This is a genomic window from Butyrivibrio sp. AE2032, assembly GCF_000702965.1.
This window is the reverse complement of record NZ_JNLF01000003.1, coordinates 337,661-364,606: the sequence shown is the minus strand read 5'-3', so window position 1 is coordinate 364,606 and position 26,946 is coordinate 337,661. Positions and strand designations below refer to the sequence as shown.

Here is a 26,946-nt window from a genome sequence, read left to right as displayed (position 1 = left end):
ATTATTAAAGCTAAAAATCGTAAAAAGCCGTACCATTTAAGCTATTTTTGTAAAAAGCCGTAATTTTAAAGATAAAAGTGTAAAAAGCCGAATATGAATGCCAAGGATATAATTATGCCGATAATATTATCGTTATATAAACTTAATTTTATCGATAGGAGGTGCACTAAAAATGTATCGATACGAGGAACCTATTTTCAGGCTGAGAAGTTCAAGCTATGGCAGTAACTATTGGGTATTTCACAGCAGAAAACTTCGGAGAAGAGTAGCAGTATTTTCTAACCTTGAATATGAGAATATTCTTACTCTTGAGATGAATCCTGATGTGGAGTGGTACTGTGAATATCCTTTGGAAACTACTGTCTATATAGGAGGGAAGGAGTCAAAGGTTCTGTTCAATGCATGGGTAAAATATAAAGACGGAACAGAAGAATATCAAGGTGTTGCATATCTTTGCAGTTCTGATGATAGTAAGGATCATGTGAAGGTTGCCTGCCAGTCGGCGTGGCGCTTACAGAATGATGTCAATTTTGTATTCCGAAACGAAAAGAATATTGAAACAGGACCTTTCTATATCCGAAATATATCGCTTCTTGCAGCCAGGGCCAGAAGATTCACAGCTTGTGGAGTAAATGCAGACAGGATCTTCCTAAGTTTTATCCAGGCAAAAAGGCATATATGTATCGGTGAACTTGAAAAGATGGGGCGCCTAGAAAAGTACAGAGCGCTGGATTATATTTCAGATCTGTACTATAGAGGATTGGTCACACTGAGCAATATGAATACAGACTGCATCTCTGCAGATACGGAGGTGATCTCCATTGGCTAATAAAAAATATAATATCGAAGAACTCCGCCAGGCAAGGAGCATGTGGACTGAACCGCTTATCAGTACTGTCCCTGAATCTAAAAGAAGTAGATATATGCTAAAAAAGCAGGCTGTAGATATGTACATAGATGGCGAATCTGTAAAAAAGATTACTGAAATGACAGGTATCCCCGGTTCGAGGATGGTATCGCTGATAGAAAGATGTCTTTCTTCAAATGATGCAGGGAATATTCTTGGATATCACGGTCTTTTAACAGGAGGTAAACCCTTTAGAGAAACGAGATCAGGACATGGCAGAGAGTTTGATCAGCTTCTGGAGAAGTATCCTCAATTGAAAGAGTTCATAATAGGGTGTTATTTTGGTGACAGGAAATATACGCTTGTCAGGAACATGAACATAACATCACTTCACAGGTTATTTCTTAAAGAATGCCGCAATCTTGGCATTACAGAGTGGCAGTACCCATTTACTACAGAAAACCGTGGATATGTCAGCATGTGTGCCTACGTCCATAAACTTGAAGCTGATAACATTTCTTTAAATGCCAGAAGATTTGATAAAAATACTGCCCAGAAGCTTGCGTCTACAGGGATTGGGCACAGACTTACAGTCAATCCGGTGGCTCCTTTTGCTACAGTACAGATTGACGGCCACATCATAGATATCGAATATGTAATTGATGTACCCAATACAGACGGCACTGTTAGCAAGGTTGTTGCTACAAGGGCGTGGTTAATAGCCGTGATAGATATAGCAACAAGATGTATCCTTGGATATTCCCTTTCTCAGGAATTTAATTACGACCAGTATGATGTCATGGATGCTATTAAAAATGCCATCATACCGAAAACTCTGCTGGATCTGACCATCGAAGGACTTCAGTATCCATCTAATGGCGGTTTCTATTCAACCGCGTTTTCTGATTTCAAATATGCAGTCTTTGATTCAATAATGCTGGATAATGCAAAATCGCATCTGTCAGCATACACGGTAGGAAAACTTGTAGATGAGCTTGGCTGCTGCGTTAACTATGGATCTGTTGCAACTCCCGAAACAAGAGGAATTGTTGAAAGATTTTTCGGAACGCTAGAGTCCAGAGGATTCCATATGCTGCCATCAACAACCGGGTCAGATACCAAAGATCCTGTCAGAAAAAACCCTGAAAAAAATGCAATAAAATATGATGTCACATATGAACAGATGACTGAACTGATAGATGTTCTCATAGCTGAGTATAATAACACACCCCATAAAGGGGTAGATGGACTTTCACCCTTAGAGTGCATGAGCTGCAAATTGTTTCAAGCAGGGCTTTACCCATATGTGGCTGACGAAGATATGATCATATCAGTCATAGAACGTCTGAACATGAGGATGGACAAACGCACTGTCAGAGGTAGGGCAGCACATGGCAAACACGCATATATTCAGTTTATGGGTACTGAGTATCGTAGCAAGATACTCTCTGCCACTGAACTCTACCTTGGACAGTCACTGACCATCCTTTATGACCCCAGGGATATTTCCAGTATTGAGGCATATGATCAGGATGGCAGATATATAGACACGCTTAAGGCAAGTGGGGAATTCGGTACAAAATCACATTCCGTCAGGACGAGAAAGAATGCCCTGAAGCTTGCCAGAGAGCGTGGGAGATCAAAACTAATATTTGATACACCGATAGATGCATATATATCAAGCCTTGATGTCAAGGGAAAGAAAAGCCGGAGAAACGCTACCAGGGCAGATATAGTCAGACGTGAGATTAGCAAGGGCATAGCAGCAGAACAGCAAAGTGATAATACATTTAACCTGGAGACTGTACGTAAAAAACAGGAAACTGGGGCTGTACTAAGATATGAAGATATTAAAGGTCTTTCACCGGAAGACCTTTATACGTTGATGTTCCAAAACAGAAAGGAGGGTTAATGCGTGTATTCTGCAAAAGAAGCTGTATCAGCTAATAATATATCAGAACAGTTCATATCACAGATGACTATCCGCTATCTTACTTCCCGTAAGCTTGTATTTCCGACTAAGAGCATCCTTGATGAAGAACGGAGAATCAATTCATGGCTCGGCATAGGAGCTTGTGGGAGTATTACTTATGGAAGAGCCAGGATAGGCAAGACGGTGTGCATGAACTATGTAGCTGAATCCATAAGAAATCAATATGGGAGCCGTGAAATGGTCATTATATGGAATGTGACTGATCACCCCGAAACTGAGAGAAACTTCTATGCCTCGATACTTATGGCTATGGGCTATGAATGTCCCAGATACAGTACCGCACTAATACTAAAAGAACGAGTTCTTAATGAGCTTATATTACGTGCTCACGAGACCCCCTTTAAGAAAGCAGTCATGTTCATTGATGAAGCCTGGAAACTAAGGGAAAAGGATTTTTACTGGCTTATGGATTTATATAACAATCTTAGCGGAAAAGATATCCAGTTATCTGTGTTCATGTACGGGACAAGGGAACTTAAGGATCTTAAGCATTCCTTTAAACTTCAGGGCAAAGATCAGATAGTTGGACGTTTCATGATCAATGAAAGCCAGTTCTTTGGTATACAGGATCCCAAAGAGCTCCAGTTCTGCATGGCTTCGGTAGATAAACTTCATGTTTGCATTACAGACTATGAAATATTATCGGATGGACTTGTGGATTTTTATTTTCCTTACGCAGATGGTAAGACCTTTTTTGATATCAGCAATGACTTCTGGGAAGCATTTCAGAGTGTAAGGATCCAAAAGAGGATTGCGGCAGAAGATATTCCCATGAAATATTTCATAGATTCACTGGTGATCTGCCTCAATAAGCATGGAAAACTGGGAAGCAGTCCAATTGCATTCCCTACGAGAAAGGAACTTGAAAGTTGTGTAGCGCTTTCGGGCTATGGTGAATCAGATGATGAATACACTAAATAAAGAGGATTTACTTTTTTCCAGAAAATACAGATGGGATAAAAAATGGGTGAGACCTTATGAATCCATATTCAGCATTCTTGCAAACTTTTGCAGGGTCAACATATGTTCAAGTAAACATGCGCTCAAAATGCTTGGAGCTGAAGCGACCAACGAGAAGAAATATATAGAAGGATTTCAGATGGATGGACATTGCAGAAACAGTTTAGAAACAATCGAGTGCCTTAATAAAATTTTGCCCCAGTGGTATATAGACAAAATGGAAATCTTTGCGCATATGGATTATAACACTGCAAGATCTTATTTTGGTACATATCATATGCGAATATGCCCCAAATGCCTGAAAGATGGATATCATAGCATAATCCATCAGTTCCATTATGTAAAGACCTGCCCTTTCCACCCGGGAACAGGGACGGATGGGAGATTTGTTTTTGAACATAATTTCTATCACGCAGAAGGAATCAGATGCAGTCCGTATGAGAAAGGGACAGGATTTAATGCTTATTTATTACCCCTTCCTTGCTGCAGGACTAATCCAAATGACTTTTATGATACAGATGTGATCAATAGATCTTTTGAAAAATATGGGAAAGTGTACACTTCAAATATAAGTTATCTTTATTCACCTATTCTTTCTAAAGAAGCAGATAAAACGCCTATAATATCGAAAATGTATGTTGATCGACGCCCGGAAACATATGATTGTTTTCAAGCGGGTTTCTTCACGTGGTTTAATCAGCAGAATGTAGTATATAACCCATTTGAGCGCATAAAGAAGTTCTTCCGTATTATGCCTGCAGAGTATGACTCTTATGATATGGTTGACTGCTTTTTATTCGCAAAATATATGTCTATCATAGGCAAGGGCATTTTCTCACTGTCAGAAAACGATGTTAACACCTTACATTACGTGGACAGTATCCGTGATTCGGATATGACACTGCTCGCAATATGCTTCACATGGATAATGCAGGGCTTCGAAGAGCCCAGTGATGCTATCAGCGCAGCCTGCCTTGGACACAACATCCGGCCTGTAATGCAAAGAAATTTACGGTCATATACTCTGGAAGATGTTACTTGTGTAGGTGGGATGCGTTTTTACGAAATTGGCGAATCTGAAGCAGATAAAGTTTATCTTAAACTTTTCATCATGTCAGATATGATAGATGACCTATGGATCCAGTTCAAGAAATCAGCAACGTCTACAGGCGGAGTATATATATCTGATCCATGGAACACACTAATAATCCCGACATATCAGGTATTGTATCTGAAACATGAAGATATGTATGAAATAAGGAAATGCTAGCTGTTACTCTGTTGGAATTGACGAGGTAGGGCTAAAGTGTTATATTGTAACTAGAAAATAGTTGCAAGAGGAATTACTGTGCCAAAGAAATCAAAATTACTGGAAAAACTATTATCAAAGCCGGCGCCAACTAGCTTTACCATCAGGGAACTTGATGCACTTATGAAACAGTGCGGCTGTGAAAAGTTCGAGGGCGGAAGAGGATCCGGGATAGGTTATTACCACATCGAGTCCAAACGTATCCTCCAATTTGACGGTCCACACCCAGGCAATGAGCTGTACAGGTATCATGTAAAGATGGTCATAGCATTTCTAAAGGAAGTAGGTGAGATAGAATGATAAGTTCACTGATGGAATACAACGGATATCATGCAAAGGTAGAATTTGACCAGGAAGATCAGATTTTTATCGGTCATGTTCTCGGAATCAATGATTCTCTGAACTTTCATGGAGAATCGGTAAAAGAGCTTACCCAGTCAATGCATGACTGTATAGATAATTACCTGGATTACTGCAAAAAGATTGGTAAAGAGCCTGAGCGTGAGTTTAAAGGCTCCTTCAATGTCCGTATTAAACCCGAACAGCATAAGAAAATTGCATTATATGCTGCCAATGAAGGAATCACAATAAACCAGTTTGTATCCAGAGCTATTGATGATGAACTGGACATCCTAGAAGGTTAGCCCAAAGACGCAATATTTTTGTTAATCCGCCGATTCGAGAACTGATAACTAAAGATGGATTTTATAATGGAAAAGCCTTGATGACAAGGCTTTTCCTTATTTGTTTCAACTATTAAAATATAAGGGTATGAAACCTTTTCTGAGCAAATTAGATATGATGAGTTTAAAAAAGTTGTGGAGAAAATTAGGACATTATAATCTGTAGAAGTGATTCATTTCGCTGATTAGATTTCAGTTAAAACTGACTAAGACAAACTAAAGATTTAGGGGCTGAACTAAGTGATAACTATTAAAGAATCAACATATGATGATATCAAGAATATACAAAACCTGTGGGCAGATGAAGACGTCATGCAGTATATCTGGCCAGGAGGATTGCATGAGACAGGGGAAGCAGTACGAGAATGGTTAGATAGATTCATATCTGCAAGACCAAAGCAAAATCATTATTCAATTTTTGAAGATGGCAAATACTGCGGTGAGACTCAATATCGTATTGATTCGGAAACTAAAAATGCTTCTTTGGATATTAAGTTATTTGAATTTGCCAGGGGCCGAGGGATTGCAACGCAGGCGCTACTATACTCTATTCAAGAAGCTTTTAAACAAGGAGCTGAAAATCTGTGGGTTGATCCCCATCCAGCTAATGCCAAGGCAATAAATTTGTACCGTAAGTTGGGATTTATTCAGAAAGAAATGCCTGAGTATGTTATTGCTTTAGGAGAAGATCCTTCTCTTTATATTTACATGGAACTGGGTAAAAAAGAATTCAATGATAAGTTTGAAAAATCTTGCGGGGCAATAGTATACACTATAGACGGTGGAGTAATAAAATATCTTTTAGTTGAGGAAATGAGCGGATCTCACAGCTTTCCAAAAGGACATATGGAAGAAGGCGAGACTGAAATAGAAACTGCGCTTCGTGAAATAAAGGAAGAAACAAATCTGAAAGTCGAGTTAGACACTGAATTTAGAGCAAGCGAACAGTATACGCTTTCAGAAAAACCTGGAGTGACAAAGCAGGTAGTTTATTTCCTTGCTAAGTATAAAGACTCATCTCCGAGCATAACAAGACCAGACGAGGTCAAAGCTCTGAAGATTCTTAAACTTGAAGATGCTATCAATACCATAGAGTATGATAACAAAAAAGAGATGCTTAAAAAGGCTGATAGCTATCTTAAGAGTAAGGCAGAGAATACTTTTTAAATTTCAGTATATATGACAATAGAGAGGTTGATATGAATTTTCTATTTGTAGCACTTGGTGGTGCCTTGGGTGCAGTAGCGCGATATGCAATAAGTCTGATTCCTGTTAAGACTTATTTTCCGATATTAACTCTGATTACAAATATCCTCGGTGCCATACTAATTGGATTCGTTGTTGGAATTACCAGTAACCGAGAAAGTGTATCTGATAATACCATTCTTTTCTGGAAGACAGGGGTGTGTGGAGGTTTTACCACATTCTCTACATTTTCCCTTGAAGCTTTTAATTTGTTTGAGAAGAAACAATATATGAATGGCGGATTATATGTGGTACTGAGTTGTTGTTGCTGCATATTTGGAATTCTATGCGGAAAGAAACTTGCGACGATAATAAAACTTTGAATTTCAGGATAATGAAATAAGCAAATCGGGATTAGTGGAGTAGAACATGGATAAAAAAAGGGCTTTGTCTGGCGCCATAATATTTATAACCCTGATGGGAATCGTAAGTCTGTTTTCGGACATGACTCATGAAGGCGCCAGAAGCATATTGGGCGAATATCTGAACCTCGCAGGGGCATCCGCTACAACCATCGGATTTGTGTCCGGTATAGGAGAATTGTGCGGGTATTCACTAAGGCTCATATCCGGATTTATAGCAGATAAAACGAAGAAATACTGGACATTTGTTATCACAGGCTATGTAATACAGGCTCTGGCGATTCCTGCACTGGCACTCGTACCTGAACATGGCTGGATTTGGGCCTGCGGTCTTGTGATCCTGGAGCGTATCGGAAAAGCGATAAAAAAGCCTGCCAAAAACACATTGGTAAGCTTTGCGGCAAGCGAGATCGGAACCGGAAAAGGCTTTGCCTATCAGGAGTTTCTGGATCAGCTTGGCGCGTTTCTCGGACCGGTACTGCTTTTTGTAACAGCTCTTGTAAAAGGTACAGACGACCTTTTTACAACATATAGAATCTCTTTTGCGATACTGCTTGTTCCTGCAATGATCACCATAGCTCTTGTTTTGACAGCAAAGATAAGATACCCTGATCCGGAGATCTTTGAAAAGCAGGAAGATAAACCGGCAAGCTTTGAATTCAGGAAGTCATTTGTTCTGTTCATGGCGGCCATCTGCTTTTTTGCTTTTGGCTTTGCAGACTTCACCCTGATCACACTTCATTCGGCTAATACCGGAGCATTTAATGAATCCATGCTCAGCCTGCTATATGCTGGGGCAATGGCTGTGGATGCCTTTGCTGCACTATTCTTTGGCTGGCTTTATGATAAGGTCGGGCTGAAGGCTCTGATCATTTCCACACTATGCAGCACATTCTTCTCATATTTTGTTTTTATGACTGGAAATGCCTGGTTGATCGGAGCTGGGATAATTCTGTGGGGGATTGGAATGGGTGCGCAGGAAAGTATTATGAAAGCAGCTGTCAGCGGAATCGTCCCGCGTTCCATGCGAAGCACCGGTTTCGGAATATTTGAGACAGGATTTGGTATTGCGTGGTTTCTGGGCAGTTGGCTTCTCGGTGCCCTGTATGATTTGAATCCTGTGTATCTTGTCACTGTGTCTGTGGTATCACAGTTTCTGGCGATTGCATTTTATGTTTTATGCCTCCGGTGCAATAAGACAGAGTGCTAACAATTCCAGTTTGCTGGAATGAGCATTATATCGGAATTTTATGTTCTATTGGTGCTAAGGGAATTCCGGGGTCAAGCTTCATATGCGCAAGAATTACTTCGTTTACGCCAGGAAGGATCATTTCTCATGTTAGAAGAGGTCCTTGTTAATTATGGCAGTCTGCTCAAAGCGTTATCAAAGATATTTACGCAGATATCAGCCATTTGTTTTTCGTCTTCCTGCATCCCATCCCTGAACCAGCTTATGAGTATTTGTAAAATGGCAGCTTCGGCAGCAAGTCTGAGATACTTCTTTTCTGGGTCAGCTGTAGGATAGAGCCGCTCTGAGACCGCTTTTTCAAGAAAGAGTTCATTCTGAAGAATTCCGGCTTGGTCAAACAGAGATATTATATCTTTATCGTTTTTGACAGCCCGAAAAATATCTTCGAACCACAGATGTGGGTTTTCGTGCAGTTCGGGCTTTTCGCTGATCTCCGCTATACGCTTTATTATTTCATCCCCAAGCTCATGCAGGATATCTTCTTTATCTGTATAGTTTCGATAGAACGCCGTCCTTGATACTCCTGCACGGCGTACTATCTCGCTGATGGTGATCTTCTCATAAGGGTGTTCGCTCATTAGATGCATAAGCGAAAGCTGCAGACACTCTCTTGTCAGCTGATTGGACTCCTTATTATTCATCCTCAGAACTTCTTTTTTTTGCATTTCTGTTAAAGATTCTTTTGAGCTTTTCATTTTTTCTCCCTCTCGACGTTACAAAAAATGCAAGAATGTAACATCGGTTCACTTAAACGAAATATTGTCATGTCCGATGGTAGAGCCATTGTTATTAATATGCTGTGGCGTTACACTTGTTACATCAGAATAATTGTAGCATCGTTTGGGGAGGCATAACAAGTATGGAATTAGCAAAAAACATTTCTCACAAAGTACAAAGACAGGCTTTTAGCATACTGATTGACAGGTTCCTTGCAAATCTCGATAAAACGGAGAACAGGACTGCTACTTATCTTAAGCTTGTTGACCAGGCAGAGAAATTCTGGGGTAAAGATGGAGCCAGAAAAGAAAGCCTTGATAAAGTAAGAGCGGCATTTAAAGATCCGGATAACAGATGGGTTAAGTTTTTGAATAAAGTAATAGATGAGACAGATCCGCATGTTGCAAAGATGATGATGCTCAATCTTGGCTATGAGGCATTTTTCAGAGGCACAAAAATGATCAGGGCAAACAGGGAAAAATACGGATGCAATATCCCATGGCTTATTCTTTTTGACCCTACAAGCGCCTGCAATATGCACTGTGCGGGATGCTGGTCAGGTACTTATGGACCTAAGCACAATCTGTCTTTTGAAGATATGGACAAAATCGTTACCCAGGGAAAAGAGCTGGGAGTATATCTTTACATGATGACAGGAGGAGAACCTCTTGTAAGGAAGAAAGATATCTTGAAACTGGCAGAAAAGCACAATGATGTTGAGTTCTCTATCTATACCAATTCAACACTTATTGATGAGGATTTCTGTAAAGAAGTTGTAAGGCTTGGAAATCTCACATTCCAGCTTTCTATCGAGGGAACTCCTGAGACTAATGACGCAAGACGTGGCCTTGGTCATTATGATGCAGTAATGAATGCCATGGATCTACTCAAAAAGTACGGAATAGTTTATGGAACTTCCATCTGCTATACAAGAAACAACATCGAGGCAGTTACTGATCCTAAGTTCATCGAGTTTATAGCTGAAAAAGGAGCAAGATTTGGATTCTTCTTTCACTATATGCCGGTTGGAAACAATGCTGTTCCTGAGCTTATGCCAACGGTAGAACAGAGAAAGAAGATGGTGGATCAGATTAGATTCCTGAGAAGTGACAAATGTGACCTGGGATTCTTCCCTATGGATTTCCAGAATGATGGCGAAGCAGTTGGCGGATGCATAGCAGGCGGAAGAAATTACTTCCACATCAATTCAAGCGGAGATGCTGAGCCATGCGTATTTATCCACTTCTCCAACACGAATATACATACACATTCAATACTTGAGATGCTTCAAAGTCCTCTTTTCATGGAATATCATAAGGGGCAGCCATTTAATAAGAATCATTTAAGGCCATGCCCAATGCTTGAAAATCCGGCTCTTTTAAGGGACATGGTTGAAATATCCGGAGCTCATGGTACCAATGAAGAGTCTGAAGAAAGTGTTGAACATCTGTGTGCAAAGTGTGATGATTACGCAAAAGAGTGGGCGCCTGTAGCTGACGATATCTGGGCCGGACAGAAACACTATAAGAAGGCATATGAGAATTATGCAAAAAAGGATGAAAAGCCTCTAAACATAGTTGCATTTAAGCACAAACCCAGACAGCATCACTTTAAACATAAGAGAGCTTAAATGCCTCGAATTTTATAGTATTGTTGTTTCATTTACCCTGTCGAAAAAAGTTTTATACTTTTCTTTTTATGATGCAGGGCAGGTTTACAATGATCGGATGTCCCAAACCGGATGAGGGAGATTACACTGAGAAACTGACAGAAGTTATCAGTAACAAGGACATAAGGGATGTTACTATTGCAAGGATGGAAATGCCATGCTGCGTCGGTCTATGGTGTTCCGATGACTCATATAGCGTCGGAACACTTTTTTATGTTCTAATGGTGCTCCGTGAATCCCTAGTTCAAGTCCCGTATGCGCATAAGTTAGCAATGCCGGAATACTAGAAGTCGCCTTTATCGATTTGTTATTTATTATTTATCGTATTTTAACATAATAATGTTAGAATTAAGTGTGAGTATCTAAAGCAAAGAACAAACAATAAGGCGAGTGTATCATGAAATCAAAAAGGATCCATACTACTATCAGCATAGCCCTCCTTTTCCTGGTAATCTATCTGGGAGTCTTTTTGACGCCTGTTTATGCCTCGTCTGATTCTCCTGCTACAGAATTTACAGTCGGTGTGCCTGTAGACAGATGTCCTATGTTTTACATTGATAAAGACAACGGCAAGATTGCAGGAATCGGCGTTGATCTTATGGAATCCGCTGCCAAAGAAGCTGGTTTCAATGTCGCATTCAAAGCTATAAGTGAATCAAATCTTAAGGAAGCCCTTGATAGTACTGAGTACGATCTTGTTATGCCCTTTGGAAGTGCTGTTTCAAGTGCATCTGGTCAAGCGACCATCGTATCGGACAATCTCATCCAGACCCCATTTACCCTTGTGACTACAGATAAGCACTCTATTTCTGACATAAATACCATCAGAGTAGGCATGCTAAAATCACAGGGCGGTGTAGCAGAAACTGTAAAGCAGTTATACCCTGGAATAACGATAAACCTTTACAATTCCATGGCTGATTGCATTAAAGCGCTTAGAAATGAAGAGGTAGATGCACTTTTACATAACTCATATGCGTGGAGCTATGTGCTTCAAAAGCCATCCTATAATGATCTTAAAGTACAGCCTTCTGCCATGTTTTCAATGGATTTTCGTGCCGGAACTCTTGAAACCCCAGAGGGAAAAAAACGAATTGAACTTCTGAACGAAGGAATTGCAGCTATTCCTGAAACCAAAAAACAGGCTATAGCCCTTGATTACACTACCAGAGATCTTTATGTATATACTTTTGAAGACTATCTCTACCAATATAAATACTTCCTTATTATTGGGACTATCCTTTTTGCTGCTCTTGTTATAATGCTTGTCCTAAGACAGAAAGCATATTTTGAAGAGCAGAAGGAAAAGATGCGGATAATGGAGGATATCGATCCTCTCACTGGTGTGCTCAGCCACAATGGATTCCGTAAAAAAGTTGAGGAACTACTCACTAACAACCCTGATACACCGTATACGATATCCTATAACAACATAAAAGACTTTAAGTTCATCAACGACAGCTTTGGCTGGAAGGCCGGAGATGAGCTGTTAAAATTTTGGACTGAGAGAAGCCTTGAAGTACTTACCGATAAAGAAGCTATAGGAAGGTATGATGGAGATCATTTTGTTATCCTTCGATGTATTGGCGGCAATGAACAGATTCTTCAGGATGAAAAATATATTTTGACTCCTGTTCGCAATTATTTTAGCGATCGTGGAAAAGACTTTGTTGTAAGGCTCTGCTCTGGTATTTATGTTCTTATGCCTGATGACTATAAAGACATAAACGTGGATAAGATGCTTGATTATGCCCGCATTGCAGAAAGAAAAGTCAGAGAATCCAAGAAAGAAGGATTTGAGTTTTATAACCCAAAGCAGTGGGACATGGGAAGGAAAAGTGCCGGTATCGCAAGTCGCCTTCCTGCAGCTATTGAGTCTGGGGAAATACAAGTATGGTATCAGCCACAGGTCAACTATAAGACTGGGATGATAACTGGTGCAGAGGCTCTTTGCCGCTGGAAAAGCAAGAAGGATGGAAACATTTCTCCGGGAGAATTTATTCCGGTTTTGGAAGATGCTGGGCTTATCTATGATCTTGACTGTCACGTTTGGGACACTGTGTGTAAGGATTTGAAGCGATGGAATGATCAGGGCAGACAACTGTGTGTATCAGTAAACCTATCAAGACTTGATATAGTAAAGAACCCTGATGTAGCCGACCACTTTAATACATTAAAAGAGTTCTATAACCTATTGCCTGGTCAACTTCGTATTGAGATAACGGAAAGCGCATATGTCGAAAACTCCGATACCATCATCAAAACAACAACCAAACTTCGTGAAGCAGGCTTTGAAGTTGAAATGGATGACTTTGGAAGTGGTTACTCATCACTGAATATGTTAAAAGAAGTTATCCTTGATCGCATAAAGCTTGATCTTCGATTTATTACCGGTTCAGGTGACCAAAAGATGGGTCGGACAATACTTAGCTACATGGTCCAGATGATCCATGCTATTGGAACTTCTATTATCGCAGAAGGTGTTGAGACACTGGAACAGGCTGATTTCCTCGGAAGTCTTGGATGTGAGGAAATGCAGGGATATTATTTCTACAAGCCTATGCCGGTAGATGAGTTTGAAGAATTAACGGCATATCCAACAAAGAAATAAAGCCAATAAAGAACGATGTCAGACAGGGGGTCCACCTCCCGCTGGAACGCGTTGCTAACGCAAATATCATTGCACAAAATTCCTCTTTTGTGTTACGATTATTTTGAAAAGCGGAGGAGTTAAGTCATGGGTGAAAATTCAGAATATTACAATTCATTGAGGCAGAAACGCCGTAAAGATACTGAAAGCATTAAAAACATTCTTCCTCAGCATACACATGGATTTGTTGAGGAATGTCTTCTCAAATATCAGGAAAGCACCGCTTTAAATTATGCGCAGGATATTCTATTTTTCTACGGATTTCTCAAGGAAAAGAATCCCCTGTGCAAGAATCTTGAAATCAAAGATATCCCCTTTGAAGTTGTCGAAAATCTTGGTCCTCAGGACATCAATGAATTCCAAAATTATGTTGCATCAGGCCACAAACCGGATAAAAAAGGCAATGTAAAGCCTGCTAAAGAACGTGCAATTGCAAGAAAAATGGCGGCTGTACGGAATTACTATAAATATCTGATCAAATATGACTATCTTAAGATTGATCCCACAGTGAAAGCTGCTGTAAAGAAGAAAGAAAAGGTAAAGAAAGATATCCGAAGGCTGTATCCTGACCAGGTTCAGCTTCTAATGGATTCTGTCGCAGCTGTGAATTCTGCTAGTTACCATTCCAAAGTCATGTCTGAACCTACTGCAAAAAGAGATCTGGCAATTGTAACTCTTCTGTTAAATACTGGAATCCGCGTCTCGGAATGTGCAGGGCTTGATCTTTCAGATATAAATTTTGATGAAAATACAATTACTATCGTCAGAAAAGGCGGCGATGAAGATCATCTCTACATAAACGAGATTATCCGGAATACGCTGAGGGATTATATCAATCATGAACGCCCTTCCCTACTCAATGATTCTGAAGAACCTGCTCTCTTCATATCTCTTCAGCATAAGCGTTTATCGATAAGAAGCATCCAATATATGATTTCAAAATATGGAAAAAACACAGGACTTACTCAAAAACTCACCCCTCATAAGCTCCGTAGAACTTATGGTACAGCGCTTTATAACAGGACAAGTGATATTTATATGGTCGCTGATGTTCTGGGACATAAAGACGTAAATACAACTGTTAAACACTATGCTGCTATAGAAGAAGAACATAAAAGACAGGCATCCCAGGTAGACGTTTATGGAACTGATGATAACCAGGATAATGATTAAATTGCACACACTACAGTGCCCGTTTTTTTACAATTTTAGCTTTAATCCATTCGGCTTTTTACAGATTTTTCTTTAAAAGTACGGCTTTTTACATTTTCAAGCTTTATTTTTTTAAGTTAAAAAGTGTAAAAAGCCGAACTTTTGACTTTTTACACTTCTATCTTTAATCATTTTACAGTTTTAGCTTAAACCGACAATTACATCAAGATAGTAACGCTCATATAAACAAAATATAATTCTTTTATTAAATTTTTCGCTATAATATATCTATACAGAACTGTTGCTCGGATCATAAAGTGATCTTCTAAATTGCGAGGGCTTGAAAATGTATTATCTTACATTTGATGTAGGCACATCAGGGGTTAAAGGATGCCTGATTTCTATAGAAAGCACTTCTGATGCCCAGTCTATCCGCATACTGGACACCGCAATGCAGTCATATGGTCTTTTTCATGGCAAGGATGGGATTGCAGAGCAGGATATTGAAGAAATTTATAACGCCATTGCGCTGACATCCAGGTCAATAATGAAGGATTCAGATATAGGTCCTAAGGAAATCTCTGCAATAGCTTTTTGCGGCTGTCTTATAGGGTCAGTTGCTGTTGACTGCCAGGGAAAGCCCGTCTGCAAAGCCTTCTCTTTTATGGATTACAGAGGAATTGCGGTTTTAGAACAAATGCGCAAAAAACCATTTCGTTATGATGGCCTGACTATTTCACAGATAACAACAGGTATTTCACAGGCTCTCGCAATTCCAATGTCCGGAAAGGATCTCATTTGGCGAATAAAGTGGCTCGAGCAGTATAACCCTGAAGCGGCTAAAAAAGTGTACAAATGGCTAAACTATAAGGAGTACTTTATTTATCGTGCCACTGGGAAATTTGTAATGAGTACAGATACCGCTTGGTCTACTTTTCTGTATGATACCAGAGACGGTCACAAGGGCTGGAATAAGCGACTTCTAAAGCTTTATGACATTGATCCGGATCTCTTTCCTCAAATTGTAAAAACAACAGATATAGTTGGCCTCCTCACCCAAGCAGCAGCCGATGAACTGGGATTATGCGAGGGAATTCCTGTTGTTGCAGGAGCTAACGATACTAATATTGTTCCCATTGGAGCTGGAACAGTTAAAAAAGGAGATATCAATCTGTATCTTGGAACATGTGGATGGGTCTCAACTGTGACTGCCAAACGGAAAGCAGATCTGACCGTATATATGGCAACCATGGTTGGAGCACAGGATGACAGTTATAACATGTATGGGCAGGTGGAGACAGCGGGAAGCGCATTATCCTGGATTGAGGGATTGGTACTTGAAAAGGGAGCAATAGGTTCATTTTTTGATAATCTGACAAAGGATGTACCTCCCGGCAGTAATGGGGTGTTGTTTGCACCGTGGCTTGAAGGGGTCAGAGCACCTTTTGCAGACGATAATATAGGAGCAATGTTCATTAATATGAATCTGGGTACCGATAAGGCTATTCTTGCCAGAAGTGTCATGGAAGGCATAGCATTTCAATTAAGATGGTTGTTCGACAGTCAGATGAAATCATTAAGGACAAGTCCCGGGACAATAAGAGTCTGTGGTGGTGCAGCTAACTCTGAAGTGATGTGCGGAATACTGGCAGATGTATTTGGGACTACGATAGAAAAAAGCGAATGGCCTCAGAACTGCGGAGCTATAGGACTTAGCTGCCTGTCCGCTATAGCTGTAGGGCAACTTAAAGGTTTTTCTGAAATCGGGAAGCTGATAAGGTGCAGTAAAAGATATGCACCCGATATGGACAGGCATGAAAAATATGAAAAACTATATAGAGTCTATCGGCAATTGTATCGTCAAAACAAGCGCATATTCAAACAATTAGTAAAGGTGGAAAATGGTAAATAGTCAAAAAAGGGTATCCTCCCCGGTCAGGAATACATCCGTGGTCGCAGCCGGGCTTTGTACTCTTAGCTTTGTACTCAAGCTGATCTCGGCGATAATAGGTAGATCTTCAATACAAAAAATAGACTGTGTTCGCAGCCTGATAGAGACTACAGCAGTGGTTGTATGGTGCATATTCTGTCTGAAAAAGGACAGTGACTTAACAGGTGCCCTGGCTAAACGACTTACATATTGGACGAGATGGGCGTTTATTTTATCCGGTATATGCATGCTTTGCTATAGCGTCATGAGATATTTGAGCCATGTATCTTATCATGGAGCTCTGTGGTTCGGAATACTCGTATCCCTTGTAGGAAGCTTCAATAATTTCTGGATGAGCATGAGGTATTTTAGAAATTCCGGTGGGAGCGAAAGCGTAAAGGTTCAGGGAAGACTTCTTTTACTGAAGTCATTGGCAGACTTAGGGGTGGCACTGACGCTGATCATCCTGGTTGTAATCCCCGGATGGCAAAGAATCAGGGAGTTTGAACTGGTAACATCTATACTTTTATCTTTTGCCCTGATTGTCAGTGGTGTATTCTATTCTGGAAGGAATAATGTTTCAGGAGAGCAAAGAGAGAGATAAAAAAATGATGAATATAGATGAAAGTGTTTATATAGCTCCCGGAGCCCAGGTGGCTGGTAACGTGCAGATTGGAAAGGACAGTTCCATTTGGTACAACGCAGTTGTCCGTGGGGATTCTTCCACAGTAATTGTAGGGGAGCGGACGAATATCCAGGATCTGGCATGTTTGCATGTGGACATGCAGAATAAGCTGGAAGTAGGAAATAATGTAACAATAGGCCACAGCGCTATAGTTCATGGATGCATTGTCGGCAATAACGTTATCATCGGAATGGGCGCGATAATCATGAATGGAGCTCATGTTGGAAACAACTGTATCATCGGAGCCGGAGCACTGGTCACAGAAAACATGGTGATACCTGACGGAAGTATGGCCTTTGGCAGCCCTGCCAAGGTGATCAGGCAGCTTACTGATGAGGAAATTGCAAGGATACTAGATAACGCCGAGCTTTATGTTCAGCACGCAATGGCAGGTAAGAATATTTGAAGAACAGCCTGTGGGCACAATAGTGCTGTGGTTCGGGATAAGTGCTCAGCCTTTAAGCCTATTCCAGGCTTTAATAACATTATCCATGTATTTGGCGTTCTTTTTTGTAACGATGCTGTCGTTATCTTCAAACATTGACTCTACGCCGGAAATAGCGCCGGCTCCGGTGGAGTCAAATGAATACGCCTTATCTTCAGAGAAGTAAAATCTTGTGCTTGATGAAAGCTCATGGCCTGAGGCTGACTGATCGAACAGATTAGCCAGTTCCCAGGCTTCTTTTACGCATTCTTCCATGGCTTCCTGTTCATGCAGGCAGGAAAGCCACCAGGCCTTCAGTATCAGCATTATTACACGAAGCTTGTGGAAGTATGTAATCTTTCCGGGAATGCTGTAATGTCTGATAAGATCCATGTTAAGATCCACCAGTTCTATTGCCTTTTCAATATCTTTTTTACGACCTGATGCTGCCATGGCCATGGCCATGTTGGTTATAGTTCCGTACTGGTCGGCGCAAAGACGTATCATGGCAGTTGTTCCGTAGTTTAGTGATTCCTTGAATCTGCCGGCATTCATAAGTACTGATGCAATAGCTGAGTCGTTGCATCCGTCATAATTGATCTTGTGGAGCTCTTCCAGGGCTTTATCAGGGTCTTTCTTGGTGTAGAGCTTTGCAATTCTGTACCTGATGGAGTATTCACTTATCTGTTTGTCTGTGTTCTGGGAAAGATGCTCCATGCTCTTTTGATAAAGGTCAATGGCTGTATCACGGTCCTGATCATCGTCCCCTTCTATATACTTAAGAAAATACATTTCTGCACAGGCATAGAGTATCCTGAAGTTGTGGGGATATCTTACCAGAGCGTTTTTTGCTTCTGCTACAGCCTCTTCAAATCTGTATTCATGGCATAAATCTTCAATTATCTTTTCCATGTCCGCTATCTTTTTTGAAGACATGTCATAGCCTAAAAGTTCATCCATGGAGACGTTGTAGAAGTTAGCAAGCTCCATCATCGTCATGATATCCGGAACGTTATTTCCATTTTCCCACTTGGAAACTGCTCCGATGGTGACGCCAAAGGCTTCTGCCAGTTCCTCCTGGGTGAGTCCCATTTCTTTTCTGTATTTCCTGATATTGTCCGAAAGCTTTAACTGCATGATATTCTCTCCCTGATTTACAGGATTGTTCTTGCCCTCATGGAATAGCTGTAGCCACCATTTATTGCGTTTTTGTAGTTCTGATCAGCCAGACTCTTTTCTGCAAGAAATCCTGTTGTTAAGTTGCTCAGCATAGCCTTGAAATTGATTCTCTTTGTCATAATGTCCACCGTTCCTTTCGTGTGCGTGTCTTTGTTATGACTTAATTCTACAAGGCTATATAGGGAATATTAACATACTATTTATACAGTTGCTATAAGAAAAACTTTCCGATATGGAAAGCGATGAGACATATATTATTATTTAAGAAAAAACTGCCGACCCAATATTGTGGATGGCAGTTTTGGTGAATCTACTTAACTCTTTTTCTTATTTGATATGAGCAGGCTTGTAAGAAGAACGACTGGAACTGCCAGTACTGAGATGATGGCAGCTGGACCAATGTTTATGGTTATGGTCCTCTCCGTGCTTTTCTTATTCTCTTCGTTTTCCTTCTCCATTCCCATGTAAATATACCTTCCTTTCCCCAACATGTTTTTATCGGAATCTTCTTATTTGAATACTAACTGTGCAAAGTTGTAGAAGCCCAGGTACCATACGTCGAAGTTATGGACACCTGGCACTTCCTGCCACATGAAATTCTCGCCATCTACGAACCTATCACATACATCAGGAAGGTTTTTGGCAGCTGCCGTATGAGCAGACAGGGCTACATTATCGCTTTCTCCACATATGTTGTAAAAGTAATAAATTGGATAGTCGCTGTCTTTTATCAGATCGGCTGTCTTCGCAGCAGGGTAGCTGGTGGGCGCTGCTGAAAATGCTCCAAAGTATCCAAACAGGTCTAAAGATTCTCCAATTCCAATATTGATGGTCTGCATACCGCCCATAGAAAGACCTGCCATGGCACGGTGATCTCTGCTTTCCGAAGGATCGTAATCATCCTCGTTATAATCTGCGTAGGTGCTGTAATGTGAATCGATGTAAGGAATCAGGTCATTTCTTAGTTCTTTTCCAAATACATAAAAAGAATTGTAGTCGGATCCATCCTTTGCATGGTTAGCTGCGCTTCGTCCGTTAGGTGTTACAACAATAAACGGATCAATGTCTCCGTAAAATGCCAGATTGTCCATTATCAACTTGATCTTGGAATTATCACCTGTCATTCCCCATTCATTTTCATCCCCACCAATACCGTGCATGAGAATCAAAACGTTATATTTCTTATCTTCGCTGTAGCCTGCAGGAAGGTAGACGTTGGCTTCCTTGGTGATCTCAGATTCATCGCCAAAATAGTCTTTGGTGGAATATTCTATATGCTCAATTGTTCCTGCTTCATCAGTCCGAATACTGGAATATTTTACAGGTATTGTTGAATCGGAAATCTCTGCTGTAGGAACCCTCGCCTCGTTTTCATCAGCTACTTCAGCGGAGGAATCTACCGCAGAAGTCTCTTCGGCAATTGCCTTGGCTATTCCGTCATTTTGTTTATCAGTGGATTCATTTTCTTCTGCATTTTCTGCTGATCCGTTCTGCTGTAGTTCTGCACTTTCCACTTTTTCATTGTCTTCGGCAGCTTTTTCTTCTGCCTTGGCTCCGCAACCGGAAAGAATAGCCAAAAGACAGGAAAGTCCTAGTGCAAGTCTTAAGTTGTTTCTTTTCATATATCTCCTTTATTGGCGTAATCATTTTAGTATTTGTTATGTACTTTTTCTGCAAAGCACATCATGTCTTTGACATGGATCTTTGTTCCGTCATCCAGGATTGCTGTTCCGCTCATTTTTCCGAAAACCTGATGCTGGTCTGAAACAATAATCTTGTAATCAAGGCAGGCGGCTCTGTCGAGAACAGGAATAAAGTCCATCTCAAATCTGCCGTCAGAGGATGTGAATTTCCACGGGTCCATGTAGGAACTTTCGGGAATATGGAATGTGATGTCATCCAACTTGTGGGCCTTTCCGTTGTAAAAGATCACATTTTCTGTGGCAGCTTTTGTGTTACCAAAGCCGTATCCAATATTGAAACCGAAGGTATTACCATCTATATCGCTGTTGCCTGAACCCCAGTGCCAGGTGTTGTCGTATGTCCAAACGCCTCTTCCCCAGTCAAGCGTCCCAAAATCAGAAGCCGGGTTAAATTCATATTTCTTTCCATCATACTGCATGTAGCCTGATGCCCTCATACAGTTGATCTTCTGGTTGTAGTAAAAGGCATGCTTTTTATCCCAGGGAGTAGCAATTACCATTGAGTCCATGTCCGGCTGCTCAAGGTAAATGTTGCAATCAAAAGGCTTTCCTTCATGGAAATTCTCGAGGTGGCAGGTGATATGTCTTTTCCCCTCAAGCACTTCAAACTTCATCTGAAGCCTCTTATCTTCATACTTGGTTATGCCTGATTCAGAGCTTGATGGCAGATTGATCTTACCCATGGGAAATGCATTGAGGACAGTCTCGGTATGTTCCCAGGGCTTATCTCCAAATGTCAAAAGAGATACAGACTGAAGGCCAATATATCCATCATCCGATATGGTAAAAGCTCCGGCAAACTCATCTGAAAGCACAAGGTAGTAGTCCCATTCCTTGATCCTCCATTTTGGAGCCTTGATCATTGACCTGTCATACTTCTGAAGGAGACTTCTTGACCATCCGGGCTCAGACAGCTCTCCTTTATTGTCGAGTAATGGGTGCTTTGTTGTAACTTCATGGTTTCTAGGCATGCTGACCTCCAGAGATTTGCAGGAAAAGAGATAACTAACATTTATAATATTACCACCAATCTGTGGAAAAGAGCCAAATTAACGCTATAATATACCTATGCAGAAAATATCAGCTTTTAAGAAGCTTTTACTGACAATAAAGCCCGAGATTGTGTATAGATCAAGGGACGGCAAGGTGACAATACGTGATCAGGTCGAAAATAAGCGACCTGTAAGGGTGCTCTATTGCGAAGATACAAGGGAATCCGGAATTTACCTTGATGAAGGAATGGACAATGATCCACTCTTTTTTTACATGCAGACTTTAAAAGAAGTGTGTCTCTATTACGAAGGCCTTGATAAAGTCCTTCTTATCGGCGGCGGTGGAATGGCTTTTCCCAAGTATTACTTAAACTGTGTTCCTGAAGGTCATATGGACGTTGTTGAGAGCGACGCGGGAATGATAGAGCTTGCCGGGCAATATTTCTTTTATTCAGAAAATGAGCATATCAGGGCCATCGTAAGTGACGGAGCAGAGTATATCTCTAAAACAGCAATTTCTAACGCATCTTGCACCGATGGAAATGGCCTTAAACGGTATGATTTCGTCATCTTTGATGCTTTTGTTGGCAATAAACCGCCGAAGGAGCTCTTTTCCGAAGGGATGTTCGAACTTACAAGGCAGATAATGGGCAGCGATGGGATATTGGCTCTGAATATGCTAAATGAAAAGCCGGGCGTAAATTCCATGCAGACTCATCTCGCCAAGGCCATGCTTAACAATATCTTTAAGCATACCAAGATAGTTAATTGCCAAATGGGGTGGAACTGCATCCTTTTGGCTTCGGACAGAAAATTGTAATAGGGAGAGAGGGTAAGACTTGTATATGAGAAAACAAAGGTCTTGGGGAGGCATGATCAGAGCCGGGATATTTATTGGGGCTGCTATAGTTCTTTCTGGCTGTGGGGCAAGTTCTGAGACGGCTTCTGGTTCCTCAGTACAACAGGAGCAGAGCGAAGCTGCCACAGAGAGTGAGCCCACTAAGGAGAGTGAACAAATCGCAGAGAGTGAGCCTGATGCTCATAACGAGGCTCCTGTTACACCGGAAGAAACCTGGATGTCTCCAATCGAGGGCCTTCCTGCTGATTTCGTTTTTGGAATGGACGCTTCATCAGTCCTTGTTGAGGAAAACAGCGGTGTAAAATACTACGATTTTGACGGCAATGAACAGGATGTGTTCAAGACCTTTGCTGATTCCGGTATCAACTATATCCGCCTGAGGGTTTGGAATGATCCTTATGATGAGAACGGGAATGGCTACGGCGGAGGCAACAATGACCTGCCCACTGCAATAGAACTTGGGAAAAGAGCTACTGACAACGGGATGAAAGTCATGATTGATTTTCACTACTCTGATTTCTGGGCAGATCCTAAGAGACAGCACGCACCAAAAGCCTGGGAAGGTATGAGTGTGGAACAAAAGTCTGATGCCCTTTATGACTTCACTAAAGATAGCCTTGAGCAGCTACTTGATTCCGGTGTTGATGTGGGAATGGTCCAGATAGGAAACGAGATCAACTATGGCATGTCCGGTGAGAAACAATTTGAAAAGGTTCTGGAACTGCTAAAGGCTGGAAGCCGGGCAGTTCGCGAAGTGTCTGAAAGCTATGGAAAAGACATTGATGTGGTTGTTCATTACACAAGGATCCAGGATAAAGCTGACGTACTGACTCTGGTGGACAGGCTGATAAGGGGAGAACTTGATTTTGACATGATAGGTATGAGCTACTACCCGTTTTGGGATGGCAGCTTTGAGAATATGAGCCGTGTACTTGAGCTTATAAATGAGAAGTATGGCAAAAAGGCCTTTATCGCAGAAACATCCTATTGCTACACCACCGCAGATGGTGATGGCAGCGCAAACAGCCTGTCAGCAAATGACCTGGTAAAGGGATATCCTGCTTCTGTAGAAGGACAGGCCACAATGATCCGGGATATCTGCAAAAGTGTTAATGAAGTTGGGGGATTAGGCATTTTCTATTGGGAAGGCGCATGGATCCCCGTTGGCCCTGCAAATGCTGACAATTCACCAATATGGGAGCAGTATGGCAGCGGATGGGCCAGCAGCTATGCAGCAGATTACGATCCGGAGGATGCAGGTCTTTATTATGGTGGTTCTTCCTGGGATAACCAGGCTTTCTTTGATTTTGAAGGCCATCCACTGGAATCTATCAATGTTTTTAATTACATGAGAGGCAGAAGATAATAGGAAAAACCATAGTTATAGCGCTTATGGATGAACAAAACGAATAATAACGTTATAATAATTTATAAATAGTAAAAGTTGATCGCTATAGTGAAGGAATAAACCTATGAATAAACAGACTAAAGTTGCCATTGCTACAATAATCGTTTATCCACTAGCTTTTGCATTTGTTATCTTTCTTCTCTGGTATAGGGGACTGGACCAGCTGCAGGATACGTACATCATCAATGTTACGGTTGATCTGTTTGGCATGCTGATGGGCTATGTGCTCTATGTGTGCTGCAGATTTGATGCGGAAAAGACAGGCTCTAATCTGAAGTACTTTTTCCTGCTCCATAATGCAGCGTACTTAGGACTGTTTACTGACGCTGTCTCCTGGCTTGTGGATGGAGTTCCACAGCTTCGCTGGCTGAATGTCGTTGATAATTATCTGTACTTTATGTGCGCACCACTTCAGGCTTTTTGCTACTTTAAGTATATTTCCACAGTCATAAGACTTGAGGACAGAAAGTATCGTGTCTTTGAGCAGGTTATGAAGGGCGGTCTTATAGTAGCCATCGCATTGAGACTCCTCAATGCAATTTTTCATCAGTATTTTTCAGTATCCGAAGACGGTATATACAGTAGAGGACCACTGTATCCGATCTCAATGGTCTTTGTTTTCTTTACGATAATAGGAATTGTTGTGATCATCATAAAAGAGCGAAAGCAGCTAAAGGTATATGAGCTGGTTGTACTGGCTGCTTACCTTATCGCGCCACTATTTGTCACCATTTTTACCATCATGGTTTACGGCCTTTCTCTCAGTGCCGGTGTGATCATGCTGATTCTTCTCCTTATGTATTGCGTACTCAACATATCACAGGGAAGAGCCAAGGCTGTGGCAGACAGGGATCTTTCTGTGGCATCTTCAATCCAGAGAAATGTTCTGCCTCAGATCTTTCCATATCTTCCTGAGCGTGAAGAATTTGATATCTACGCAACCATGACTGCAGCCAAGGAAGTGGGCGGAGACTTCTATGATTTCTTTATGGTGGATCCAGATCACATTGCGCTGGTAATGGCAGATGTTTCCGGCAAAGGAATTCCTGCAGCGCTGTTTATGATGGTTGCAAGGACCATGATCAAAAATTACGCTCTGACCGGGCAGTATTCTCCTGCAAATATCCTTGAGCATGTCAATGAACAGATATGTGAAGGAAATACGGCAGAGCTCTTTGTTACTGTGTGGCTTGCCATACTTGATCTCAACACAGGAAAAGGGCTTGCTGCAAATGCAGGACATGAGCATCCGGCTCTCCGCAAACGTGACGGACAGTTTGAAATGGTAAAATACAGGCACTCTGTGGCAGTTGCAACCATGGAGGGAGTTAAATTTAAAGAGCATGAATTTGAACTAAGCCCCGGGGACAGCTTTTTTGTATATACCGATGGCGTTTCAGAAGCAACTAACTCACAGCTGGAGCAGTTTGGCGAACAGCGCATCCTGAATGGACTTAATAAGAATCCTGATGGTTCACCGGAAGAGCTGATTTCAAATGTTATGGAAGATATAACAGCCTTTGTTAACGGCACAGATCAGTTCGATGATATAACGATGCTTTCATTTAAGTACTTCGGAAAAGGGCATCGCTACGCAGATTAAAAGGATTGATGATTCCCGGTAAAATGGGATTTAAGGAGGAGATAGCGTATGAAACTAACAACGCAGCAGCAGGAGATACTTGATGGCAAAAAAGGCAAGACCTATGCCAAGATCATGGAGACCCTTGTCAGATATGGCGAGCTCTTTGGGGCAGAGGAGATGGCCGAGGTTACAGGAAAATATGGGCATCTTGTGACCAGTTTTGGACTTAAGGTGATCGATCCGGTTTATAAGCTGATGGATGAGCTTATTGAAGCCGGAGTTGTTTCCAAGCAGAAGTTCACCATGGATCCAAGGCCCCTTGATAAGAACGTTCCATCCGGACCTATTCAGGATCTGGTTTTCTATAAGTTTATGTATTCCGAGCAAATGAGATATGAGAAGCAGCTTGAAAAGCTTGGATTAAAAAGCAAAGAAGGCTTTTCCTGTGCCTGCTACTTCGACGAGCAGGGAAACAGACCACAGAAAGGTGATATTTTAAGCTGGGCTGAATCCTCGGCGGTTGTTTATGCCAATTCGGTTCTGGGAGCAAGGTGTAACAGAAACTCAGGCATTATCGAACTTTTTGGTTCCATACTTGGCTGCGTTCCCAAGTTTGGGCTATTAACTGATGAGGGTAGAAAAGCCACCTGGAGAGTTGAGGTAAAGACAACAAAGCTTCCACCGGCTCAGGTTCTGGGCTCAGCCATTGGCATGAAGGTTATGGAGGATGTACCCTATGTCTTTGGGTTGTCTGAATATCTGGGAAAAGAGCTAACGCCAAACGTGTGCGACTATCTCAAAAACTTTGGGGCTGCTACTGCCTCAAACGGAGCAGTAGGTCTTTACCATATTGATGGGCTCACTCCTGAAGCAGTAGAGCTTGGTGAGAGCCTTATTGCCGACAATGCCAAAACTTATGTTATCGATGATGCAGAGATACAGAGGGTTATTGACAGCTATCCTATTATATGGAAAAACGCATATGCAAAGCCTAAAATGTGCTTTATTGGATGCCCTCATCTGTCGAAGAATGAGCTCCTTGGGTGGATACATAAGATCTATGACGGAGTTAAGGAAAGCGGAAGAAAGACAACTACCGTGCCAACTGTACTGACAGCAGCTCCAGGCGTCCTTAGTGCGATCAGAGGAAGTAAGGAAGAACAAATGGCTGAAGAACTTCATCTGACCATAAGCTACATCTGTCCGCTTATGTACTGTGACAATCCGCTGGTTCATTCTGTGCCGATCATTACTAACTCTAATAAGCTAAGAACATATACATCCTGCAGGTTCTACGAGGATGATAAGATACTTGAGATGATAACAGGAAAGGGGAGGGCATGAT

25 protein-coding genes and 1 pseudogene are annotated in these 26,946 nt (G+C 41.4%); 20 read left to right on the top strand and 6 right to left on the bottom strand.

Annotated features, from left to right (window positions below; translation table 11 throughout):
* Positions 1–172 precede the first annotated feature (172 nt).
* The 9 genes from BO18_RS32375 to BO18_RS03285 all read left to right on the top strand — a co-directional run bounded on the left by BO18_RS32375 (position 173) and on the right by BO18_RS03285 (position 8,609).
* Entirely contained in the window at positions 173–829 is a 657-nt protein-coding gene (locus BO18_RS32375) for a hypothetical protein (RefSeq protein ID WP_051688471.1), read from the top strand.
* Positions 822–2,759, top strand: coding sequence for a Mu transposase C-terminal domain-containing protein (locus BO18_RS03325; protein WP_034443579.1), 1,938 nt, complete (start codon positions 822–824; stop codon positions 2,757–2,759). Before BO18_RS32375 ends, BO18_RS03325 begins: the two co-directional genes overlap by 8 nt.
* 3 nt (positions 2,760–2,762) lie before the next feature.
* Positions 2,763–3,761, top strand: coding sequence for an ATP-binding protein (locus BO18_RS03320; RefSeq protein WP_022766335.1), 999 nt, complete (start codon positions 2,763–2,765; stop codon positions 3,759–3,761).
* Positions 3,742–5,070, top strand: a complete 1,329-nt coding sequence (locus BO18_RS03315) for a hypothetical protein (protein WP_092331979.1) — start codon at positions 3,742–3,744, stop codon at positions 5,068–5,070. Before BO18_RS03320 ends, BO18_RS03315 begins: the two co-directional genes overlap by 20 nt.
* A gap of 78 nt (positions 5,071–5,148) precedes the next feature.
* Positions 5,149–5,409 (top strand): type II toxin-antitoxin system HicA family toxin, encoded by a 261-nt coding sequence (locus BO18_RS03310; protein ID WP_034443574.1) that lies wholly within the window; start codon positions 5,149–5,151, stop codon positions 5,407–5,409.
* A complete protein-coding gene (locus tag BO18_RS03305; RefSeq protein ID WP_013282471.1) occupies positions 5,406–5,753 on the top strand; it encodes a type II toxin-antitoxin system HicB family antitoxin in 348 nt (115 codons plus the stop codon). The genes BO18_RS03310 and BO18_RS03305 overlap by 4 nt, the downstream gene beginning before the upstream one ends.
* A gap of 279 nt (positions 5,754–6,032) precedes the next feature.
* Entirely contained in the window at positions 6,033–6,959 is a 927-nt protein-coding gene (locus BO18_RS34195; protein WP_013282472.1) for a GNAT family N-acetyltransferase, read from the top strand.
* A 32-nt stretch (positions 6,960–6,991) separates the two neighbouring features.
* Positions 6,992–7,360, top strand: a complete 369-nt coding sequence (gene crcB, locus BO18_RS03290; protein ID WP_013282473.1) for a fluoride efflux transporter CrcB — start codon at positions 6,992–6,994, stop codon at positions 7,358–7,360.
* A 46-nt stretch (positions 7,361–7,406) separates the two neighbouring features.
* Positions 7,407–8,609 carry an MFS transporter gene (locus BO18_RS03285; RefSeq protein ID WP_013282474.1) on the top strand — a complete coding sequence of 401 codons (1,203 nt, stop codon included), beginning with the start codon at positions 7,407–7,409 and terminating at the stop codon, positions 8,607–8,609.
* Positions 8,610–8,758: 149 nt separating this feature from the next.
* On the opposite strand, the gene BO18_RS03280 is transcribed toward BO18_RS03285, so the two are convergent.
* Entirely contained in the window at positions 8,759–9,343 is a 585-nt protein-coding gene (locus tag BO18_RS03280; RefSeq protein ID WP_013282475.1) for a TetR/AcrR family transcriptional regulator, read from the bottom strand.
* 164 nt (positions 9,344–9,507) lie between these two features.
* Between BO18_RS03280 and BO18_RS03275 the strand changes: the two genes are divergently transcribed.
* The 7 genes and pseudogenes from BO18_RS03275 to BO18_RS03245 all read left to right on the top strand — a co-directional run bounded on the left by BO18_RS03275 (position 9,508) and on the right by BO18_RS03245 (position 17,857).
* The gene (locus BO18_RS03275; RefSeq protein WP_026523006.1) at positions 9,508–10,995 is read left to right on the top strand and encodes a radical SAM protein; all 1,488 of its coding nucleotides are present in this window, start codon (positions 9,508–9,510) and stop codon (positions 10,993–10,995) included.
* Positions 10,996–11,078: 83 nt separating this feature from the next.
* A pseudogene (locus tag BO18_RS36590) lies at positions 11,079–11,207 on the top strand (4Fe-4S ferredoxin); the annotation flags it as partial.
* Positions 11,208–11,431: 224 nt separating this feature from the next.
* Positions 11,432–13,645, top strand: a complete 2,214-nt coding sequence (locus BO18_RS03265; protein WP_022762337.1) for an EAL domain-containing protein — start codon at positions 11,432–11,434, stop codon at positions 13,643–13,645.
* 126 nt (positions 13,646–13,771) lie between these two features.
* Positions 13,772–14,857 carry a tyrosine-type recombinase/integrase gene (locus tag BO18_RS03260; RefSeq protein WP_051688470.1) on the top strand — a complete coding sequence of 362 codons (1,086 nt, stop codon included), beginning with the start codon at positions 13,772–13,774 and terminating at the stop codon, positions 14,855–14,857.
* Between the two features lie 325 nt (positions 14,858–15,182).
* A complete protein-coding gene (locus BO18_RS03255) occupies positions 15,183–16,748 on the top strand; it encodes a xylulokinase (protein ID WP_034443567.1) in 1,566 nt (521 codons plus the stop codon).
* Complete coding sequence (locus tag BO18_RS03250; protein ID WP_034443565.1) at positions 16,738–17,370, top strand: hypothetical protein; 633 nt, start codon at positions 16,738–16,740, stop codon at positions 17,368–17,370. The genes BO18_RS03255 and BO18_RS03250 overlap by 11 nt, the downstream gene beginning before the upstream one ends.
* A gap of 4 nt (positions 17,371–17,374) precedes the next feature.
* Positions 17,375–17,857: a gamma carbonic anhydrase family protein gene (locus BO18_RS03245; protein WP_034446983.1), complete on the top strand. Its 483-nt coding sequence runs from the start codon at positions 17,375–17,377 to the stop codon at positions 17,855–17,857.
* A gap of 45 nt (positions 17,858–17,902) precedes the next feature.
* Here the strand turns inward: BO18_RS03245 and BO18_RS32365 are convergent, their stop codons facing one another.
* From BO18_RS32365 to BO18_RS03230, 5 genes are all read right to left on the bottom strand, one after another.
* Positions 17,903–19,012 (bottom strand): helix-turn-helix domain-containing protein, encoded by a 1,110-nt coding sequence (locus BO18_RS32365; protein ID WP_051688469.1) that lies wholly within the window; start codon positions 19,010–19,012, stop codon positions 17,903–17,905.
* A 17-nt stretch (positions 19,013–19,029) separates the two neighbouring features.
* Complete coding sequence (locus BO18_RS34705) at positions 19,030–19,173, bottom strand: hypothetical protein (protein ID WP_185752341.1); 144 nt, start codon at positions 19,171–19,173, stop codon at positions 19,030–19,032.
* Positions 19,174–19,368: 195 nt separating this feature from the next.
* A complete protein-coding gene (locus BO18_RS34700) occupies positions 19,369–19,518 on the bottom strand; it encodes a hypothetical protein (RefSeq protein ID WP_185752340.1) in 150 nt (49 codons plus the stop codon).
* A 45-nt stretch (positions 19,519–19,563) separates the two neighbouring features.
* Entirely contained in the window at positions 19,564–20,676 is a 1,113-nt protein-coding gene (locus BO18_RS32360) for an alpha/beta hydrolase-fold protein (RefSeq protein WP_051688468.1), read from the bottom strand.
* 26 nt (positions 20,677–20,702) lie between these two features.
* Positions 20,703–21,728, bottom strand: a complete 1,026-nt coding sequence (locus BO18_RS03230; RefSeq protein WP_034443563.1) for a DUF2804 domain-containing protein — start codon at positions 21,726–21,728, stop codon at positions 20,703–20,705.
* A gap of 175 nt (positions 21,729–21,903) precedes the next feature.
* Here BO18_RS03230 and BO18_RS03225 point away from each other — a divergent pair, with 175 nt between their 5' ends.
* The 4 genes from BO18_RS03225 to BO18_RS03210 all read left to right on the top strand — a co-directional run bounded on the left by BO18_RS03225 (position 21,904) and on the right by BO18_RS03210 (position 26,945).
* On the top strand, positions 21,904–22,569 hold the full coding sequence (locus BO18_RS03225) for a spermidine synthase (RefSeq protein ID WP_185752339.1): 666 nt from the start codon (positions 21,904–21,906) through the stop codon (positions 22,567–22,569).
* A 25-nt stretch (positions 22,570–22,594) separates the two neighbouring features.
* On the top strand, positions 22,595–23,974 hold the full coding sequence (locus BO18_RS03220; RefSeq protein WP_081860892.1) for a glycoside hydrolase family 53 protein: 1,380 nt from the start codon (positions 22,595–22,597) through the stop codon (positions 23,972–23,974).
* Between the two features lie 106 nt (positions 23,975–24,080).
* On the top strand, positions 24,081–25,619 hold the full coding sequence (locus BO18_RS32355) for a PP2C family protein-serine/threonine phosphatase (protein ID WP_051688467.1): 1,539 nt from the start codon (positions 24,081–24,083) through the stop codon (positions 25,617–25,619).
* Positions 25,620–25,667: 48 nt separating this feature from the next.
* Positions 25,668–26,945 carry an aconitase X gene (locus BO18_RS03210; RefSeq protein WP_034443558.1) on the top strand — a complete coding sequence of 426 codons (1,278 nt, stop codon included), beginning with the start codon at positions 25,668–25,670 and terminating at the stop codon, positions 26,943–26,945.
* The last annotated feature ends 1 nt before the right edge of the window (position 26,946 follow it).

Bases quoted from the DNA above. Each gene is read 5' to 3' on its own strand.
- BO18_RS32375 (WP_051688471.1), top strand. From the start codon at position 173: ATGTATCGATACGAGGAACCTATTTTCAGGCTGAGAAGTTCAAGCTAT.
- BO18_RS03315 (WP_092331979.1), top strand. From the start codon at position 3,742: ATGATGAATACACTAAATAAAGAGGATTTACTTTTTTCCAGAAAATAC.
- BO18_RS03305 (WP_013282471.1), top strand. From the start codon at position 5,406: ATGATAAGTTCACTGATGGAATACAACGGATATCATGCAAAGGTAGAA.
- crcB (WP_013282473.1), top strand. From the start codon at position 6,992: ATGAATTTTCTATTTGTAGCACTTGGTGGTGCCTTGGGTGCAGTAGCG.
- BO18_RS03285 (WP_013282474.1), top strand. From the start codon at position 7,407: ATGGATAAAAAAAGGGCTTTGTCTGGCGCCATAATATTTATAACCCTG.
- BO18_RS03280 (WP_013282475.1), bottom strand. From the start codon at position 9,343: ATGAAAAGCTCAAAAGAATCTTTAACAGAAATGCAAAAAAAAGAAGTT.
- BO18_RS03275 (WP_026523006.1), top strand. From the start codon at position 9,508: ATGGAATTAGCAAAAAACATTTCTCACAAAGTACAAAGACAGGCTTTT.
- BO18_RS03265 (WP_022762337.1), top strand. From the start codon at position 11,432: ATGAAATCAAAAAGGATCCATACTACTATCAGCATAGCCCTCCTTTTC.
- BO18_RS03260 (WP_051688470.1), top strand. From the start codon at position 13,772: ATGGGTGAAAATTCAGAATATTACAATTCATTGAGGCAGAAACGCCGT.
- BO18_RS03255 (WP_034443567.1), top strand. From the start codon at position 15,183: ATGTATTATCTTACATTTGATGTAGGCACATCAGGGGTTAAAGGATGC.
- BO18_RS03250 (WP_034443565.1), top strand. From the start codon at position 16,738: ATGGTAAATAGTCAAAAAAGGGTATCCTCCCCGGTCAGGAATACATCC.
- BO18_RS03245 (WP_034446983.1), top strand. From the start codon at position 17,375: ATGATGAATATAGATGAAAGTGTTTATATAGCTCCCGGAGCCCAGGTG.
- BO18_RS32365 (WP_051688469.1), bottom strand. From the start codon at position 19,012: ATGCAGTTAAAGCTTTCGGACAATATCAGGAAATACAGAAAAGAAATG.
- BO18_RS34705 (WP_185752341.1), bottom strand. From the start codon at position 19,173: ATGACAAAGAGAATCAATTTCAAGGCTATGCTGAGCAACTTAACAACA.
- BO18_RS34700 (WP_185752340.1), bottom strand. From the start codon at position 19,518: ATGGGAATGGAGAAGGAAAACGAAGAGAATAAGAAAAGCACGGAGAGG.
- BO18_RS32360 (WP_051688468.1), bottom strand. From the start codon at position 20,676: ATGAAAAGAAACAACTTAAGACTTGCACTAGGACTTTCCTGTCTTTTG.
- BO18_RS03230 (WP_034443563.1), bottom strand. From the start codon at position 21,728: ATGCCTAGAAACCATGAAGTTACAACAAAGCACCCATTACTCGACAAT.
- BO18_RS03220 (WP_081860892.1), top strand. From the start codon at position 22,595: ATGAGAAAACAAAGGTCTTGGGGAGGCATGATCAGAGCCGGGATATTT.
- BO18_RS32355 (WP_051688467.1), top strand. From the start codon at position 24,081: ATGAATAAACAGACTAAAGTTGCCATTGCTACAATAATCGTTTATCCA.
- BO18_RS03210 (WP_034443558.1), top strand. From the start codon at position 25,668: ATGAAACTAACAACGCAGCAGCAGGAGATACTTGATGGCAAAAAAGGC.